Source organism: Pseudoclavibacter sp. VKM Ac-2867 (assembly GCF_015351275.1).
Lineage (GTDB): Bacteria > Actinomycetota > Actinomycetes > Actinomycetales > Microbacteriaceae > Pseudoclavibacter.
The window spans coordinates 1-14,699 of the sequence record NZ_JADKSL010000019.1 but is presented as its reverse complement, the minus strand read 5'-3'; the positions used below and the strand labels follow the sequence as shown (position 1 = coordinate 14,699).

At 68.9% G+C, this 14,699-nt stretch carries 14 protein-coding genes and 1 tRNA gene; 6 read left to right on the top strand and 9 right to left on the bottom strand.

What is annotated here, in order from left to right:
- Nucleotides 1-7: 7 nt before the first annotated feature.
- From ITJ67_RS15995 to ITJ67_RS15985, 3 genes are read right to left on the bottom strand one after another with little or no spacing between them, the layout of a single operon-like run.
- A complete protein-coding gene (locus ITJ67_RS15995; RefSeq protein ID WP_160073728.1) occupies nt 8-940 on the bottom strand; it encodes a hydroxymethylglutaryl-CoA lyase in 933 nt (310 codons plus the stop codon).
- Nucleotides 937-2,187 (bottom strand): CaiB/BaiF CoA transferase family protein, encoded by a 1,251-nt coding sequence (locus ITJ67_RS15990; protein WP_194678297.1) that lies wholly within the window; start codon nt 2,185-2,187, stop codon nt 937-939. The genes ITJ67_RS15995 and ITJ67_RS15990 overlap by 4 nt, the downstream gene beginning before the upstream one ends.
- A gap of 41 nt (nt 2,188-2,228) precedes the next feature.
- Nucleotides 2,229-3,671: a GntP family permease gene (locus ITJ67_RS15985; protein ID WP_194678296.1), complete on the bottom strand. Its 1,443-nt coding sequence runs from the start codon at nt 3,669-3,671 to the stop codon at nt 2,229-2,231.
- Between the two features lie 130 nt (nt 3,672-3,801).
- Here ITJ67_RS15985 and ITJ67_RS15980 point away from each other — a divergent pair, with 130 nt between their 5' ends.
- Nucleotides 3,802-4,743, top strand: a complete 942-nt coding sequence (locus tag ITJ67_RS15980; protein ID WP_194678295.1) for a 2-hydroxyacid dehydrogenase — start codon at nt 3,802-3,804, stop codon at nt 4,741-4,743.
- 45 nt (nt 4,744-4,788) lie between these two features.
- On the opposite strand, the gene ITJ67_RS15975 is transcribed toward ITJ67_RS15980, so the two are convergent.
- Complete coding sequence (locus ITJ67_RS15975) at nt 4,789-6,468, bottom strand: methyltransferase (RefSeq protein ID WP_160073722.1); 1,680 nt, start codon at nt 6,466-6,468, stop codon at nt 4,789-4,791.
- Between the two features lie 3 nt (nt 6,469-6,471).
- The gene (locus ITJ67_RS15970; RefSeq protein ID WP_323741485.1) at nt 6,472-7,575 is read right to left on the bottom strand and encodes an LLM class flavin-dependent oxidoreductase; all 1,104 of its coding nucleotides are present in this window, start codon (nt 7,573-7,575) and stop codon (nt 6,472-6,474) included.
- Between the two features lie 191 nt (nt 7,576-7,766).
- Between ITJ67_RS15970 and ITJ67_RS15965 the strand changes: the two genes are divergently transcribed.
- The 3 genes from ITJ67_RS15965 to ITJ67_RS15955 are packed head-to-tail and all read left to right on the top strand — an operon-like array spanning nt 7,767 to nt 10,867.
- Nucleotides 7,767-8,849, top strand: a complete 1,083-nt coding sequence (locus ITJ67_RS15965; protein WP_194678294.1) for a trypsin-like serine peptidase — start codon at nt 7,767-7,769, stop codon at nt 8,847-8,849.
- On the top strand, nt 8,849-9,754 hold the full coding sequence (locus tag ITJ67_RS15960) for a hypothetical protein (RefSeq protein ID WP_160073718.1): 906 nt from the start codon (nt 8,849-8,851) through the stop codon (nt 9,752-9,754). Before ITJ67_RS15965 ends, ITJ67_RS15960 begins: the two co-directional genes overlap by 1 nt.
- A gap of 48 nt (nt 9,755-9,802) precedes the next feature.
- Nucleotides 9,803-10,867 carry a DUF4333 domain-containing protein gene (locus tag ITJ67_RS15955; protein ID WP_194678293.1) on the top strand — a complete coding sequence of 355 codons (1,065 nt, stop codon included), beginning with the start codon at nt 9,803-9,805 and terminating at the stop codon, nt 10,865-10,867.
- Between the two features lie 86 nt (nt 10,868-10,953).
- On the opposite strand, the gene ITJ67_RS15950 is transcribed toward ITJ67_RS15955, so the two are convergent.
- The 3 genes from ITJ67_RS15950 to dcd all read right to left on the bottom strand — a co-directional run bounded on the left by ITJ67_RS15950 (nt 10,954) and on the right by dcd (nt 13,394).
- Nucleotides 10,954-11,502, bottom strand: coding sequence for an NUDIX hydrolase (locus ITJ67_RS15950; protein WP_194678292.1), 549 nt, complete (start codon nt 11,500-11,502; stop codon nt 10,954-10,956).
- A 5-nt stretch (nt 11,503-11,507) separates the two neighbouring features.
- On the bottom strand, nt 11,508-12,632 hold the full coding sequence (locus tag ITJ67_RS15945; RefSeq protein ID WP_160073712.1) for a VIT1/CCC1 transporter family protein: 1,125 nt from the start codon (nt 12,630-12,632) through the stop codon (nt 11,508-11,510).
- 156 nt (nt 12,633-12,788) lie between these two features.
- Complete coding sequence (gene dcd, locus ITJ67_RS15940) at nt 12,789-13,394, bottom strand: dCTP deaminase (protein WP_104330022.1); 606 nt, start codon at nt 13,392-13,394, stop codon at nt 12,789-12,791.
- A 47-nt stretch (nt 13,395-13,441) separates the two neighbouring features.
- Here dcd and ITJ67_RS15935 point away from each other — a divergent pair, with 47 nt between their 5' ends.
- A complete protein-coding gene (locus tag ITJ67_RS15935; protein WP_194678291.1) occupies nt 13,442-13,615 on the top strand; it encodes a hypothetical protein in 174 nt (57 codons plus the stop codon).
- Between the two features lie 68 nt (nt 13,616-13,683).
- On the opposite strand, the gene ITJ67_RS15930 is transcribed toward ITJ67_RS15935, so the two are convergent.
- Nucleotides 13,684-14,379, bottom strand: coding sequence for a hypothetical protein (locus ITJ67_RS15930; RefSeq protein ID WP_194678290.1), 696 nt, complete (start codon nt 14,377-14,379; stop codon nt 13,684-13,686).
- Nucleotides 14,380-14,593: 214 nt separating this feature from the next.
- Between ITJ67_RS15930 and ITJ67_RS15925 the strand changes: the two genes are divergently transcribed.
- Nucleotides 14,594-14,667, top strand: a tRNA-Gly gene (locus ITJ67_RS15925).
- Nucleotides 14,668-14,699 lie beyond the last annotated feature (32 nt).

The window sequence follows — 14,699 nt, the reverse complement described above, 5'->3', positions numbered from 1 at the left end:
GCGCGGCCTACGCCGGCACGACCCATTCGAACGCGGGGGCCTTGGAGCGAGCGCCCTGGCGGGCCTTCGATCGGTTCGGCTCTTCGAGGTCGACGAGCAGCGTCTCCGATTCGCGGACGATCTGGGCGAACGCCGCCGGAGTGAGCCACTCGGGGCGCATCGCGAAGAGCAGGTCCTCCGTGGCCGTGTTGCCGCTGGCCCCCGGAGCGAACGGGCATCCGCCGAGCCCGCCGAGCGCGCCGTCGACGACGCTCGCGCCCGCGAGGACCGCCGCGATCGAGTTCGTGACGCCCGCACCCCACGTGTCGTGGCCGTGGAACACGATCTCCCGCTTCGGCGTCTCGGCGACGACCCTGGAGATGAGCGAGGACACCTGTCCAGGGTGCGCTTGGCCCAGGGTGTCGCAGATGACGATGTCCTCAGCACCCTCGGCCCTTGGGTCGTTGGCGATCCGGATCACCCGGTCTGGGTCGACCTGCCCGTTGAAGGGGCACGTGAAGGAGGTCGCGAGGCACAGCTGGATGCGCCCGCCGGCCTGACGGGTCAGGGCGACGGCGTCCGGCATGGCCGCGAGGCTCGTATCGGTGGTGCGGCCGATGTTCGCCTGATTGTGGGCGTCGGAGACCGAGAGGCAGTACTGGAAGTTCTTCGCCCCCGCGGCCGCGGCCTTCTCGATGTGCCGCGGGGTCGCGACCCACACCCAGCTGTGCTCGAGCTCCTCGGGGGTGAGCGCCTCGATGACCTCGAGCGTGTTGGCCATGGGCGGGACGAGGTCGCCGCGCGCCATCGAGCCGATCTCGAGCTCTGGCACCCCGGCTGCCAAGAGCTCGCGGGCGAGCTCGACCTTGCGCTGGGTCGACAGCAGCTTGCCGGTGAGCTGCAGGCCGTCGCGCAGGGTGACGTCGCGCAGACGCGCGGAGGTGATCGGGTTCTGGCTCATCGTGCGTCCACCTTGCTGTTGTCGTCGGTCTGCGTCTGCCCGCCGCGGCCCGCGTAGGCCGCGAGCACCGCCTCGGTGTCCTGGCCGAGCCCCGGGGCGAGCGTGCGAATCGGCAGAGAGGTGCCGCCGAGGACCGGGACGATGCCCGGGAAGCCGACACCCTCGACGGTCGTGTCTCCGTCGGTCACGTCGAACTTCTGGATCATGTCGCGGGCCGCGTACTGCGGGCTCGCACTGATGTCCTCGGCAGTGTAGATCGGGCCAGAGGGCACGCCGGCGTCGTCGAGGATGTCGAGCACCTCCTCGGCGGGGAGCGTCGCCGTCCACGCGCCGATCGCGGCATCGAGCTCATCGCGCCGGTCCCAGCGGAGATTGTTGGTCGCGAGGCCCGGGTCGCGGGCGAGGTCGTCTCTCCCGATGATGCCCATGAAGCGCACGAAGATCGCGTCGGCGTTGCCCGCGATCACGACGCTCTTCGCATCCCCGCACACGTACGCGTTGGTGGGCGCGATGCCCTCCATGCGCCCGCCGACCCGCTCACGAACCACACCGTGCGCCTGGTAGTCGGGGATGAGCGACTCCATCATGGAGAACATGGCCTCGTTGAGGGCGACGTCGATGACCCGCTCCTCGAGCGGCGCGGGCCCGAGGCCGGCGCCACGGCGCTGCTCTCGCTGGAACATCGCCATCATGACGCCGTAGGCGGCGTAGACGCCCGCGATGGAGTCGCCGATCGAGACGCCGACGCGGACCGGGGCGCGGTCCGGGTCGCCGACGAGGTTCCTGAACCCGCCCATAGCTTCCGCGACGGCGGCGAACCCTGGCCTGCTCGAGAGCGGCCCTGTCTGCCCGAAGGCGGAGATACGGCCGATGACGATTCCCGGGTTGATCTCGTTGAGCACGTCCGGCCCGATACCCCACCGCTCGATGGTGCCCGGACGGAAGTTCTCGAGGACCACGTCGCAGTCGGCGGCAAGCGCGCGCACCGCATTCCGCCCCTCCTCGGTCCGGAGATCGAGGGTGATCGACTTCTTGTTGCGGTTGATGGTGTGGAACAGCATCGACGTCGTCGCACCGGGATGCAGGCGCCACGACCGCAGCTCGTCACCCGTTCCGGGCCGCTCGACCTTGATGACCTCGGCGCCGAAGTCGGCGAGCATCCGCCCTGCCGTCGGGGCTGCGATGAAGTTCCCGAGCTCGAGCACGCGGACTCCCGCGAGCGGGGCGATCTTGGCGTTGGTGTGCATGTCGGTCCTTTCCGGACGGGTGATCGGTCGGGGCGTGCGGGTCAGATGAAGATGCTGAGGACAAGGGTCACGAGCAACGCGACCACCGAGGCGACGGACACACCGACGGTGCATGTCTTGAGCGTGCCCCGTGTCGTCTGTCCGAGCAACGATTGCAGGAGCCAGAAGGTGTTGCTGGTGACGTGCACCGCGAAGAGCGAGCCGGCTCCCGCCGCGAGGGCGATGAGGATCGGGTCGAGGCCGATGACGGACGCGATGGGCGCGAGGATGCCTGCGGCGGTGATCGCCGAGATCGTCACCGACCCGACGGCGATGTGCAGCACGGCCGCGATGGCCCACACGATGAGGAGCGGCGCGAAGCTGTTTGCGCTGAACGCCTGCCCGAGGATGTCGCCGAGGCCGGTCGCGGCGACGGTCGCCGCAAGCGAGCCGCCCACACCGGTGAGGATGAGGATCTGACCGCTTTCGCGGAAGCCCGCGACAACCGACTTCTCGACCGACTTGCCGCCGACCGTGAGCCTGCCGATGATGCTCGTGCCGAGGACGGCGAGGAGCAGCGCGAAGACGGGGTCGGTCACGAGGACAAGCGCGTCGATCTCGACGCCGACGATCTGCAGGATCGCGCCCGTCGCGATGAGGCCGAGGCAGAGCAGGAGCGGCGCGAAGAGCAGGATGAGCTTCGGTTCGGAGGTCGTGGTGCGCTCGGCGACGGCGACGCCGCGGGGGACACCGCCGACCTTGCTGAGTCGGTCGCCGACTGGGATGCTCTCGGTCTTGAGAGGCGCGAGCTGAACTTCCGGCTCGTCGCTGGCGTCAGCGTGCTCTCCTTCGAGGGGCTGCGTCTCGTCCAGCTTCTGGTTCCAGAAGCCGACGCGGAACAGCAGCGTCATGATGAAGATCGAGATGACGATCGTCGGCACGATGACGATGAGGCCGAAGAGCAGCATCTGGCCGAGCGGGACGCCGAGGACGCCCGCCAGCGCGAGGGCTGCCACGCCCGGCACCATGAAGACGATGCCGCACTCGAGGCTGATGGCGAGGGCAGTCGCGATGCGCGGCGTGCCGTGCTTGCCGATGAGCGGCGCCATCTTGCGTGCGAGGGGTGCCGAGATGACGAGCAGCACGTCGAGGAAGATCGACTGGAGCACGGTGCCGATCGTGAGGCCCATCGCGTACGGCAGCCCTCTCGGCCCGAAGACGCGCAGCAGGTGCGACACGAGTCGCTGGATGGCGTTCATCTCGCTGAGCATGGAGCCGAGGAGCACGCCGAAGGTGATGAGCAGGCCGACCTCGGCCATGATCTCCCCGAAGCCGCCAGTGATCGTGCCGATGGTCTCGGTTGGCGGATGCCCCGTGGCGAGTCCCAGGTAGAGGGAGCCGATGACGAGGGCGACAGCGGGGTTCAGTCGGAAGCGCGTGATGAGCACGACGACGCCGAGGATGGCGATCGCCGTGTGGATGATCGTGATGATCTCTGACGTCATTGTCGTCCAATCGAGGTGGGGTCTCGCGCGGTCTCAGCCTTGCCGGGTAGGAACAGGAGTTGTTTGGCCTGTGACCGCGTCTGGCTTACATTATGTGCATGAACTCATTATGTAAGCAAGAGCCCATATCGTGACCCGCAGCAAGCGACTCCTCGTCTCGGTGCCCACCCCCTCCCTCGCGGCCTCGATCGCGCAGCTCGAGGTCGCCGCCAGCCTCGAGTGCATCACCTGGGATCTGACGACGCCGTCACCCGCCCCGCACATCGACCTCGTCGTGCTTCCCTACCAGCAGGAGCCGCGCCTCGCCGCGAGCCTCGGGCCCACGACGACGCGACTCGTCCAGGCCCAGACGATCGGGTACGAGGACGTGCTCGCCCACCTGCCCGCTGGCCACACGGTTGCCAACGCGCGCTCCGTGCACGAGACCTCGACGGCCGAGCTCGCACTCGGGCTCACGCTCGCGTCGCTCCGGCGCATCCCCGAGTACACGACGGCGGCGCAGCGGCACGCGTGGCACCAGCAACCCGGCGAGAGCCTCGCCGACCGCACGGTGGCCATCGTCGGATACGGCGGCGTCGGCAAGGCCATCGAGCATCGACTGAGCGGCTTCGAGGCGAACGTGCTCCGATTCGCGCGCTCCGCCCGCGGGGCCGAGGGCGGACCCGACCATGTGCAGCCAATCTCGAGCCTCAAGGCGCTGCTCGCCGAGATCGACGTGGTGATCCTCACGGTGCCACTGACCGACGAGACCAGGCACCTCGTCGATGCGAGCTTCCTCGCCGCGATGCGACAGGGGTCGCTCCTCGTGAACGTCGCGCGCGGACCGGTCGTCGACACGGAGGCGCTCGTCGCCGCGCTCGAGGCCGGCCGCATCCGGGCCGCCCTCGACGTGACCGACCCCGAGCCGCTGCCGCTGGGGCACCGGCTCTGGGATCTAGACGGCGCACTCATCACCCCGCACGTCGGGGGCGCTTCCTCGGCGATGCATCCGCGCATGGTCGCGCTCATCGGCCGCCAGCTGCGTGCACTTCTGGCCGACGAGAAGCCGGGGAACGTCGTGGCGCATCCCTGACGGCGGGAAGCGGCCACGCTCGGCGTCGCCGGCCGGGCTGACCCTCTACCGCCAGCGCGGCTCGAGGAAGCCGAGCGCCACCAGCTCGCGCACATCGGGCACGAGGCTCGCGCGCAAAGCGTCTTCCTCGACCTCGACAAGCGATGCGATGGCGGTGACGATCTGTGAGCCGACGAGCTCCCCGTCGCACACCGACACGAAGCCGGTGAGTTCCGTCGACATCGACATGGTGCGGCGGAACCCCGCACCCTGGCGCAGCATGATGATGCTCGGGTCCTCGTCGCCTGGCCGCGAGTGGCGCTCCTCCGTGACGTCGCCGGCGACGACGAGGGGCTCGTCGAAGAGCTCGTCGTCGTCGACCCCGCGCAGCCAGGTGATGGCCTCGAAGCCGTCGCGGATGTGCGCGGCGAGCGGGTGTCCGAGCGCGTGCGTGAGGTGCTCGAAACGGCGCAGCGGACCACCGACGGCGCCCTCGTGGGTGCGACGGAGGAAGAACATGCCCATGCCGATGCGCTCGACGTCGCGGCTCGCGAAGTCCTGCAGGTAGCGGCGGAATGCGTGCTGCCAGCTCGAGAGCTCGGCGTTCTCAGCCGCGTCCTTCAGCCACATGTCGGCGTACTCGACCGGTGTCGCGTCCTCGCGCTGCACGACCCACAGGTCGACGTCGTTCGCGGGCCACGTCTCGAGGCGCGAGTGCCAGTTGGCGTCGCCTTCCCGCACCTCCCAGTTGCCGAGCATGCAGGCGACACCACCCGGGGCGAGCACCGTGCCGAGGTCGCGCACAAGCCCCTCGACGATGCTGTCGCCCGGCTTGCCACCGTCACGGTACGTGTACTGGTCGCTTCCCCCTTCACCCTCGCGCCGGGGCGTGATGACAAACGGCGGATTCGACACGAACAAGTCGAAGTGCTCGCCGGCGACGGGCTCGAGCATGTTGCCGAGGCGCAGGCTCACCCGGTCCTCGAGGCCACCGGGGGCGATACCGAGCGCCTCGGCGTTGAGCAGCAGGTTGAACTTCGCGAACGCGAGGGCGCGCTCCGAGATGTCGGTTGCGACGACGTGCCTGGTGTGGGCGAGCAGGTGCATGGTCTGCACGCCCATGCCGACGCCGAGGTCGAGCGCGCGGGCGACGGGTTCCCGCGGGGTGAGCTGCGCGAGCAGCGTCGTCGCCGGCCCGATGCCGACGACGTGGTCGCGGCGCAGCGGCTGATCTCGGCCGAGCTGCACGCCGCCGAGGTCTGAGGCGACCCACATCTCGACGCTGCCGTTGACACCCTCGCTCGCGTACGGGCGCACGTCGACGAGTGCGGCCACGAGCTCGTCCACGAGCTCCTCGGCGCTGGCCTCCTCGCCCGATTCCGTGGCGCTCCGGCGCGGGACGCGAGCGACGAGACGAGCAGCGAGCAGCTCGTCGAGCGCCGGGACGTCGCTCGCTTCGACGGTCTCCGCGAGCACGAACAGACGGATGAGTGCGGAGAGCGCGTCGTCCGGCTCGCGCGAGAGTGCGAACGACGCAGGCTCGAGCAGGTCGCGGTGCAGCGCATCCGCAGCCTCGGCCCCCAGACGCGACTCGACGCCGTCGACGGTGAAGCCAGCGCCGGCGAACGTCACCGCGAGCGCGCGGAGCAGAACCTCGTCGGTGCTGTCGGGGGCGTCGCTCGGGTCGTCGAACGTGAAGTCGTCAGGAGTGGAGGCGGAAGAGGCATGGCGCGCGTGTGAAGTCACCCGTCAATTATGCGGATGTGCACCGACAGTCGCGCGCGGCTGCCAGGATGCGGGGTCGCGCAGCTCTGCGAGCGCCTCGATCGTGCGGATGCGCACCTCAACGTCGTGCGTCGTGGCGGCGAGGATGACCTCGTCGGCCCCCGTGCGCTCGATGAGGCGGTCGATGCCGTCGGCGACCATCTCGGGGGTTCCGATGAGCTGCGTGCCGGTCGTCGCGTCGTAGAGGGAGCGGTCCTGCATCCGGTCCGCGTACGCGGCAGCGCCCTCCGGGGAGAGGACCCTCGTGGGGCGACCGAATCGGATCTGGTGCATGGCCGCCCTGCTGGGGAGCGCGAGACGGGTGGCCTCATCGACCGTCTCCGCGGCGATCGCGGAGACGGACACCATGAAGTGCGGTTCGGCGAGCACGGGCGACGGCACGAAGTGGTCGCGGTAGTGGTCGGCGGCGGCCTTAGGGTCTGCGTGCATCGCGAAGTGGTGCGCGAAGGTGTACGGCAGGCCGAAGGCGGCGGCCAGCTCGGCCCCGTAGAGGCTCGAGCCGAGCAACCAGATCTGGGGGTTCGTCGCCGCTCCTGGGCTGACGCGGAGGCGATTGAGCACCTCACGGTCGTGCTCCGCCCTCACGTCACCCAGGTAGCCCAGGAGCTCGAGCACGTCGTTGGGGAACTCGTCGACGCGATCGCGGGAGAGGTCACGACGAAGCGCGGCGGCGGTGAACGGGTCGGTGCCGGGCGCTCGGCCCAGACCGAGATCGATGCGCCCGGGGTAGAGCGACTCGAGGGTCGCGAACTGCTCGGCGACGACGAAGGGGGCGTGGTTCGGCAGCATGACGCCACCCGAGCCGAGGCGGATGCGCTGCGTTCCCGCGCCGAGAGCCGCGAGCAGCACGGGCGGTGTCGTCGAGGCGACGAGCTCGGTGTTGTGGTGCTCAGCGACCCAGTAGCGGTGGTACCCGAGCTCGTCGGCTCGCCGCACCAGGCGGGCGGATGCGGCTACAGCGTCGGCACTGGACTGCCCTTCGGCGACGGGGATGAGGTCCAGCACGGAGAGCTTGGGCGTTCCTGGCATGGTCGGGGCAACGCGCGCCCCGGCTTCCCTATTCCTCACGGCGCACCCGGTCCTCCTCACGCTCCATCAGGCGCTCCTCACGCCCCACCAGGTGAAGGCGACGCATTCCCCGGGCAGCCCCGGGGAGAAGTCCCCACCACCGGGGTTTTCGGCAGGTTCGCGGCCTGAGTGTCGGTGGCTCTGCGTAGCATGACAACGAACGGCATACCCAGCGTGCCGAAGGAGACCCCATGACCCGACACCGTCGCCGACCACGGGCTGTGCTCGCGAGCATCGGCGCGCTCGCTGCGGTCGCGTTGCTCGCGGGGTGCTCGGTGAGCGCGACGGCGACCCCCTCGGCCAACGGGTACGACGCCGTCGATGCGCCCATCGAGGGCGGCACGGTCAGCCTGCGCGATTCGTTCGAGTCCTCCGCGCAGGAATCGCACGACTTCTGGTCAGACCCCGACATGTTCAAAGACGCCGAGGGCTTCGACTACACGGCACCAGACAACGGCATCACGGTCGGCGTCGGCGACCCGGCGACCGGCGCGTTCGTGCCACCGACCACCCCGGTGCCCGCTGCCGAGTCGGCGAACGGCTACGGCGATGTCTCGGAGGCGGTGCCCTACGACCGCGCCGGGCTCGGCGCGTCCACCTTCGGTCGCCTGTACATGTCGTTCGCGAGTGGTCTCGCGGTGTGCTCTGCGACGGTCGTGAACTCCGGTGAGCGCAACATCGTCGTCACGGCGGCGCACTGCCTCGTCGACTTCGAGAGCAACAAGGCCATCGCGAGCAACGTCGTCTTCATCCCGGGCGACCGCGGCGACGGGGCCGAGCAGCCTTACGGCCGCTGGGCGGCCACCGATTACAGCATCCCGCAGCACTTCCTCGACAACGCCAACTACGGCGATCAGGGCGTGTACGGGGAGGGATGGAACAACGACTTCGCGTTCCTCGTGATGGAGGAGAAAGACGGCGAGCGCATCCAGGACGTGACGGGCGGGCAGGGCATCGCTTTCGGAGTCCCTGCCAAGGCGATCACGCAGGTCGGCTACCCGAGCGCAAGCCCCTACGACGGCTCTGAGGAGTACATGTGCGCCTCCAGCCAGTGGCGGGAAGGCTCCGCGGGCGGGTACACCCATATGTGCAGCATGACGCCGGGAGGATCGGGTGGGGCCTGGCTCGTCTACTACGACACGGCGATCGGGGCCGGCTACGTCGCCGCAACCTCGTCCACGGTCCTCTCATCGGCGAACCCGCCGTTCCGGTGGGAGGGCTCGGTGCTCGGCCAGACCGCGCTCTCGCTGTACAACGAGCTCGGGGGGTCCTGATGCGCAGCCAACGCCTCATCGCAGGCGCGACCGCACTGTTCGTCGGACTCGCGCTCTCCGGATGCGCGACGACAACCCCGACAGCGGTCGCGAACCACGAGGCGAAGCTCGAGTACCACGCCGACACCGGCGCGGAGCTGCTCGGCGATTCCCTCGTGGAGGGCCTCGCCAAGGTCGAGAACTTCTCCGCCACCGCCTACACGCACGGCAAGGCCTCGACCGGGGCGACGCTCAGCACACAGCACGAGACGAGCGTGGTCGGCGCGTCCTACGTCACGAAGGAATCGACCGCCGAGCCGGGAACCTCCATCGACGAGGTCCACATCGCGGGCAGCGGCTACACCTACTACCTCTTCGGCAGCGCCTACACGACGGTCGTCTCGACCCCGTGGGCGCGCCTGCCGATGGGCGACCTCGACCGCGCGAACGACCCGCAGCGCACGTGCATCCTCGGCACCGTCATCTACATGTGCAATCTCGTCAAGGCATGGCAGCTGTCGAAGGAGAGCAACGGCGAGGAGCTTCCCGAGAAGCTCGAGGTCTCGGCCGATGGCAGCAAGCACTTCACGTCGGCGGTCACGTTCGACTCGCTCGAGGAGGCCGGGCTGTACACACTGGGCGATGATCTCCGCTCGCAGCTCAGCGACGACGAGCTCGGCACGCTGCTGCCCCTGCACGTGTGGGTCGGCACGGATGGCATCGTGCAGAAGATCGAGGTGAACGGCACGATGGATGCTGCATCGCTCGACGTCGAGGTGCAGTTCGGATTCGAGATCACGGGCACGCCCTCTGCGGACGATCTGCCGGACGACCCAGCGTCGCTCGCGCCCCAGTACGTGACCAACGTGACCGCAGATCAGGCGAGCGCGTTCTGGGATGCGATCGGGAACGCGAGAACCGGCTAGCCCGGGCCCGCTCATGCGCTTCGCAGCAATCAAGCTGGAGGAACCACGATGACCTTTCCACCGCAGGGCGGCCCGCAGAGGCCGCGCGACCCGAACGATCCACGCGACCCGCAGCAGGGGCAGCAGGGGCAGCAGGCCGGGCCACCGCACGGGCCTGGACAGGGGTCGGGGTCAGGGTCGGGGCCAGAACAGCACTACGCCCAGAACCAGAACCAGCAGTACGGTCACGGCCAGAACCAGGGCCAGAGCCAGAGCCAGGGCCAGGGCCAGCAGTATGCGCAGGCCCATGGCCAGCAGGGCCAGGCGCAGGGGCAGCAGGGACAAGGCCAGCAGGGTCAGCAGGGTCAGGGTCAGCAGGGTCAGGGTCAGGGTCAGCAGCAGCCGGCACCGCACCAGCAGCCTTTCCAGTACGGACAGCCGTATCCCCAGCCCGGAGACCCGGCCGCTTCGGCGACGCCGGGCGCGAGCAACGCCGGTCAGGCCGCCCAGAACGGCCAGTTCGGATCGACGACAGAAGCGAGGTCAACCCCCAGCGCGTACGGTCCCAGTCCTCAAGCTGCGTCCGCGTCCGCTTACGGGCTTGGACCGAGCTCCGGGTACGGCTCCGGCTATGCGGCCGCGAACGCCGCCTACGGCGTCCCGAGCGCCACCTATGGCGTGCCAGCCCCCGCATCCTCGACACAGCAGGGCTTCGGCTACCAGCAGCCGCCGGTTGGCTACCCAGGCTCAGGCGCCCAAGGGCCCGGCGTCCAAGGCCAGCAGTACGGGCCGGGGCCCGGTCTCGCACCGGCCGGCAAGCCGAAACGCAACTCTCGTCTGCTCCTGATCCTCGCGATTCCCGCGGCGGCGCTCGTCGCTGGTCTCGGCGGCTACTTCATCGGGCAGAGCAACGGCAGCGTACTCGCGGCGGAGCCGCTGCAGGCTGAGGTCACGCGCGTGCTGCAAGACGACTTCGGTCTCGTCGAAGTGACCGACGTCGTCTGCCCAGAGCAGGTCAAGGCCGATCAAGGTGCCGAGTTCCAGTGCACGTTCACGTACGCAGAGCAGGAGCAGTCCGTGACCGTCACGGTGTCGTCAGCCGACGGGCAGGTTGTCGTCGGCGCGCCGGAGTAGACCGGCAGCGCCACAGCACCCGCCCCGCACTCACAGCTGCACTCGCACCGGCACCGGCACCGGCACCGGCACCGGCACCGGCAGGTCTACCGAGACCCTCCGGGTCCGACGATCGGCAGCGGCACCCCGTCGACGAGCAGCTCGCACTCGGGCCGATCCGCGACGGCGACGGCGACACGGGAGGCGAGGTGCTCAGGCATCTCGGGCAGAGCATCCACCGGGAACCAGGCGACGTCCACCGACTCGTCGTCACCGACCGCCGCCTCCCCGGACACCCAGGAGCAGCGGAACACGAGGTCGCAGTACTGGGCGCGGTCGCCCGTCGCGTGCACGATCTTCGGCGAGACGCTGAGCCGCACGAGGCGCTCGACGCGGACTTCGACCATCGCCTCTTCGAGGCTCTCCCGCACGGCGGCCGTCGCCGGATGCTCGCCAGGGTCGACGATGCCCGTCACCGGGCTCCACACCCCATTGTCGGAACGCCGCACGAGCAGCACCTCCTCACCGCTGGCAGCGGGCACACCAGCGGGTGCTGTCGCGGGGCGGATGATGACGGCAGTCGAACCAGCGAGCCAGAGCGGATGCTCCGGCCCGATCTTGGCGCGCAGCTCGGAGACGAACTCAGGAATGGGCATGGGCCCTATCCAACCGCAACTCCGAAGACGAGGCCGAGCACGTACGTCACGGCTGCGGCCCCGAAGCCGATGAGCAGCTGGCGTCCGGCGCGACGCCACGGCGGACCACCCGACAGCACGCCGACGATGGCGCCCGTCGCGAGAAGCGCGACACCGACGACCGCCGCTGACACCGCAACGGCGGCGATCCCACTCATACCGAAGATGTAGGGAAGCACCGGGAGGAGCGCGCCACCTGCGAAGAAGCAGAAGCTGGACAGGGCCGCAGTCCACGCGGTACCGAGCTCCTCGTGCTCCTCCTCTGCGGACTGCAGCGAGATGGGGCCGGACTCCGGATCGGCGCCCTGCAGCGCGAACACGCGGTGCGCGTAGCTGCGAGCCTCGTCCTCGCCCATGCCGCGGGCACGGTAGACGAGCTCCAGTTCGTTCGCGTTCACGTCGAGCCGCTGGATGGTCTGGGGAGTGTCCGGGCTTGGCGTCGACGCCTCCAGGAGTTCACGCTGCGACCGGACGGACACGTACTCTCCCGCCGCCATAGACAACGCACCGGCGAGGAGCCCGGAGAGGCCCGTCGCCAGGATAATCACCGTGGGTGCACCGGTCGCGCCGATGCCAAGCACGAGGGCGAGGTTCGAGACGAGCCCATCGTTGGCACCGAACACCGCCGCCCGGAAGCCGCCAGACATGCGGGACCGGCTGCGCATGGCCAGGCCCCGCACGACCTCCTCGTGGATGCGTTCGTCCGCTGCCATCTCGGGGGTCGCATCCGCCTCGCGCTCGTACGGCGAACGAGACTCTGCTCGCTGGATGAGCGCCAGCACGAAGAGGGAGCCGAAGCGCCGCGCGAACCAGCCGAAGAGGCGCGTGCCGAGTTGCGCGCGCACCCCGCCATCACCGGCTGGGCCGAGGAGACTCAGCCAGTGCTCCTCATGCCGCACCTCGGCACTCGCGAGACCCAGCAGGATCTCCCGCTCCTCACCCTCGCGCTTCGCCGCGAGGTCTCGGTACACGGACCCTTCGGCGCGCTCATCGGCGAGGTACCGGCGCCAACGGCGAATATCGGCAGCGCTCGGCTCGCGAGTGAGATCCCCGGTTCCAGGCCCGCGCTGCGGGGGTGGTGTCTGTGGCATGGGCCATGCATCCTTCGTGGGGACACCTCGAGCCCGAATGGAGCACGGGCATCGTTGACAACGTTGCCCCAACGCTACGTGCGCATGCCCCGGTTTCCGCAACCTCGCACAGAAGTTCGGCGCACCGGAGCGGCGCGGCTCGCCGCACCTCTCGAGTTACTCGCCCGGCGCGCCCGCCTCGGTGACCGACACGTCGGCGCGGGTGAAGTTCATGAACGACCTCGAAGCGGTCGGGCCGCGCTGCCCGAGGTAGCGGGAGCTGTAGATCGCGGAGCCGTATGGGTGCTCCGCGGCGCTCGAGAGCTGGAAGAAGCAGAGCTGGCCGATCTTCATGCCGGGCCAGAGCTTGATGGGAAGCGTCGCGACGTTCGACAGCTCCAGCGTCACGTGCCCCGTGAAGCCGGGGTCGATGAATCCCGCCGTCGAGTGCGTGAGCAGTCCGAGCCTGCCGAGAGAGCTCTTGCCTTCGAGCCGGGCCGCGACGTCGTCGCCGAGGGTGACGCGTTCGAACGTGGAGGCGAGCACGAACTCGCCTGGGTGCAGCACGAACGGCTCGTCTGGTTTCGACGTGACCAGCCTCGTCAGCTCCGGCTGCTCCTCCGCCGGGTCGATGAACGGGTACCTGTGGTTGTCGAACAGCCGGAAGTACCTGTCGAGGCGCACGTCGATGCTCGAGGGCTGTACCAGCCCCGGCTCGTACGGCTCGAGGCCGATACGGCCCGCTTCGACGCCCTGCTTGATGTCGCGATCGCTGAGAAGCACGTCGTCAGCCTAGTTGGTCGACGGATGCGCGAAGCTAGGCTGACGACGTGAGCAGAAACGTGTGGACCGTCATCGGCGTCATCGTGGCCGTCGTGATCGCCTGGTGGCTCGTCGACGTGCTCTTCCACTTGGCCTGGCTGGTGGCGCGACTGAGCATCGTCGCCGTTGTCGCCGTCATCGTGTTCTTCGTCATCCGCGCGCTCGTCGCCAAACGCGACTGAACCCGACCGGCGCACCACCGGTCGGGTTCAGAGGTGCAGTTCGGACGCGCACCCTCAGGAGTGCTGCTTCACGCTGGTGTGGCGTCCGACTCGAGCTCCTCATCGGGTGCGGTGAACGCGCGCCGGTCACGAGGAGTGTTCGGCGTGCTCGGTGGGGTGTTGCTGTTGAGCGGCGTGTACACATTCGTGCCGTACTTCCGCCGGAACGCGAGCTCCACGCCGTCCACCGTCACGTACCTGTCGACGTAGAGGGACGGTTCAGTGCCGTCAACGCGGACGTCGCCCGTGAAGACCATGTCGCTGACGAGGTTCGTGACGCCCTCCGTCGGCACGATGGTGCTCAGGTAGGTCATCTCGTAGCTCTCGTGCCTGCCCTCCGGGAAGTCGTGTGTGCCGATCTGATTGAGATCGCTCCAGGCCGATGAAGTGCTCGGCGACCACGAGCTCGGTCCGGGAAGGTAGTGCAGGATGATTCGCGTATCCGTGATGACGGATCTCCTCGTCGTGTTCGTCACCCAGAGCCCGTAGCTTCCGTATTGGTGAGTCTCGCCAGGGCGTCCCTCAACGCGGTAGGCACCCGTGCTGTCGCCCGGCATCTTGAAGAGGATCCACCCGTTCAGGCCCGCGGGTTGAGCCGGAACACCTGAGCTCGCCCGGGCAGGCGCGGAGACCGCGACGGCAATGGTCGGCAGCGCCCACGCCACCACGGATGCGACCGCTCGTCGACTCGGTTCTTGTTTCTCGGCGCGCAGAATATCGCTCATGTGTCCCCCCGGAGTTAGTGAACAGTGAACCGACATTCCCCCATGCCTGGCCTCACTGCAGCGTGACGCCCACGATGACAGACCACCGATTGGACCGCAACATTCTGGGGAGTTGGACGGGCACCTCAGCCGGGCCCTCACGACCGCGCCGCCACCACCCCCAGGCGGCTTCGTTGTACGATGGTGGAGTTCATCGCCCCGGGGTGCTGAATGCGCGGATGTAGTTCAATGGCAGAACTTCAGCTTCCCAAGCTGATAGCGCGGGTTCGATTCCCGTCATCCGCTCCAAAAAAGGCCAGGCCGGTCGCTGAACGCGACCG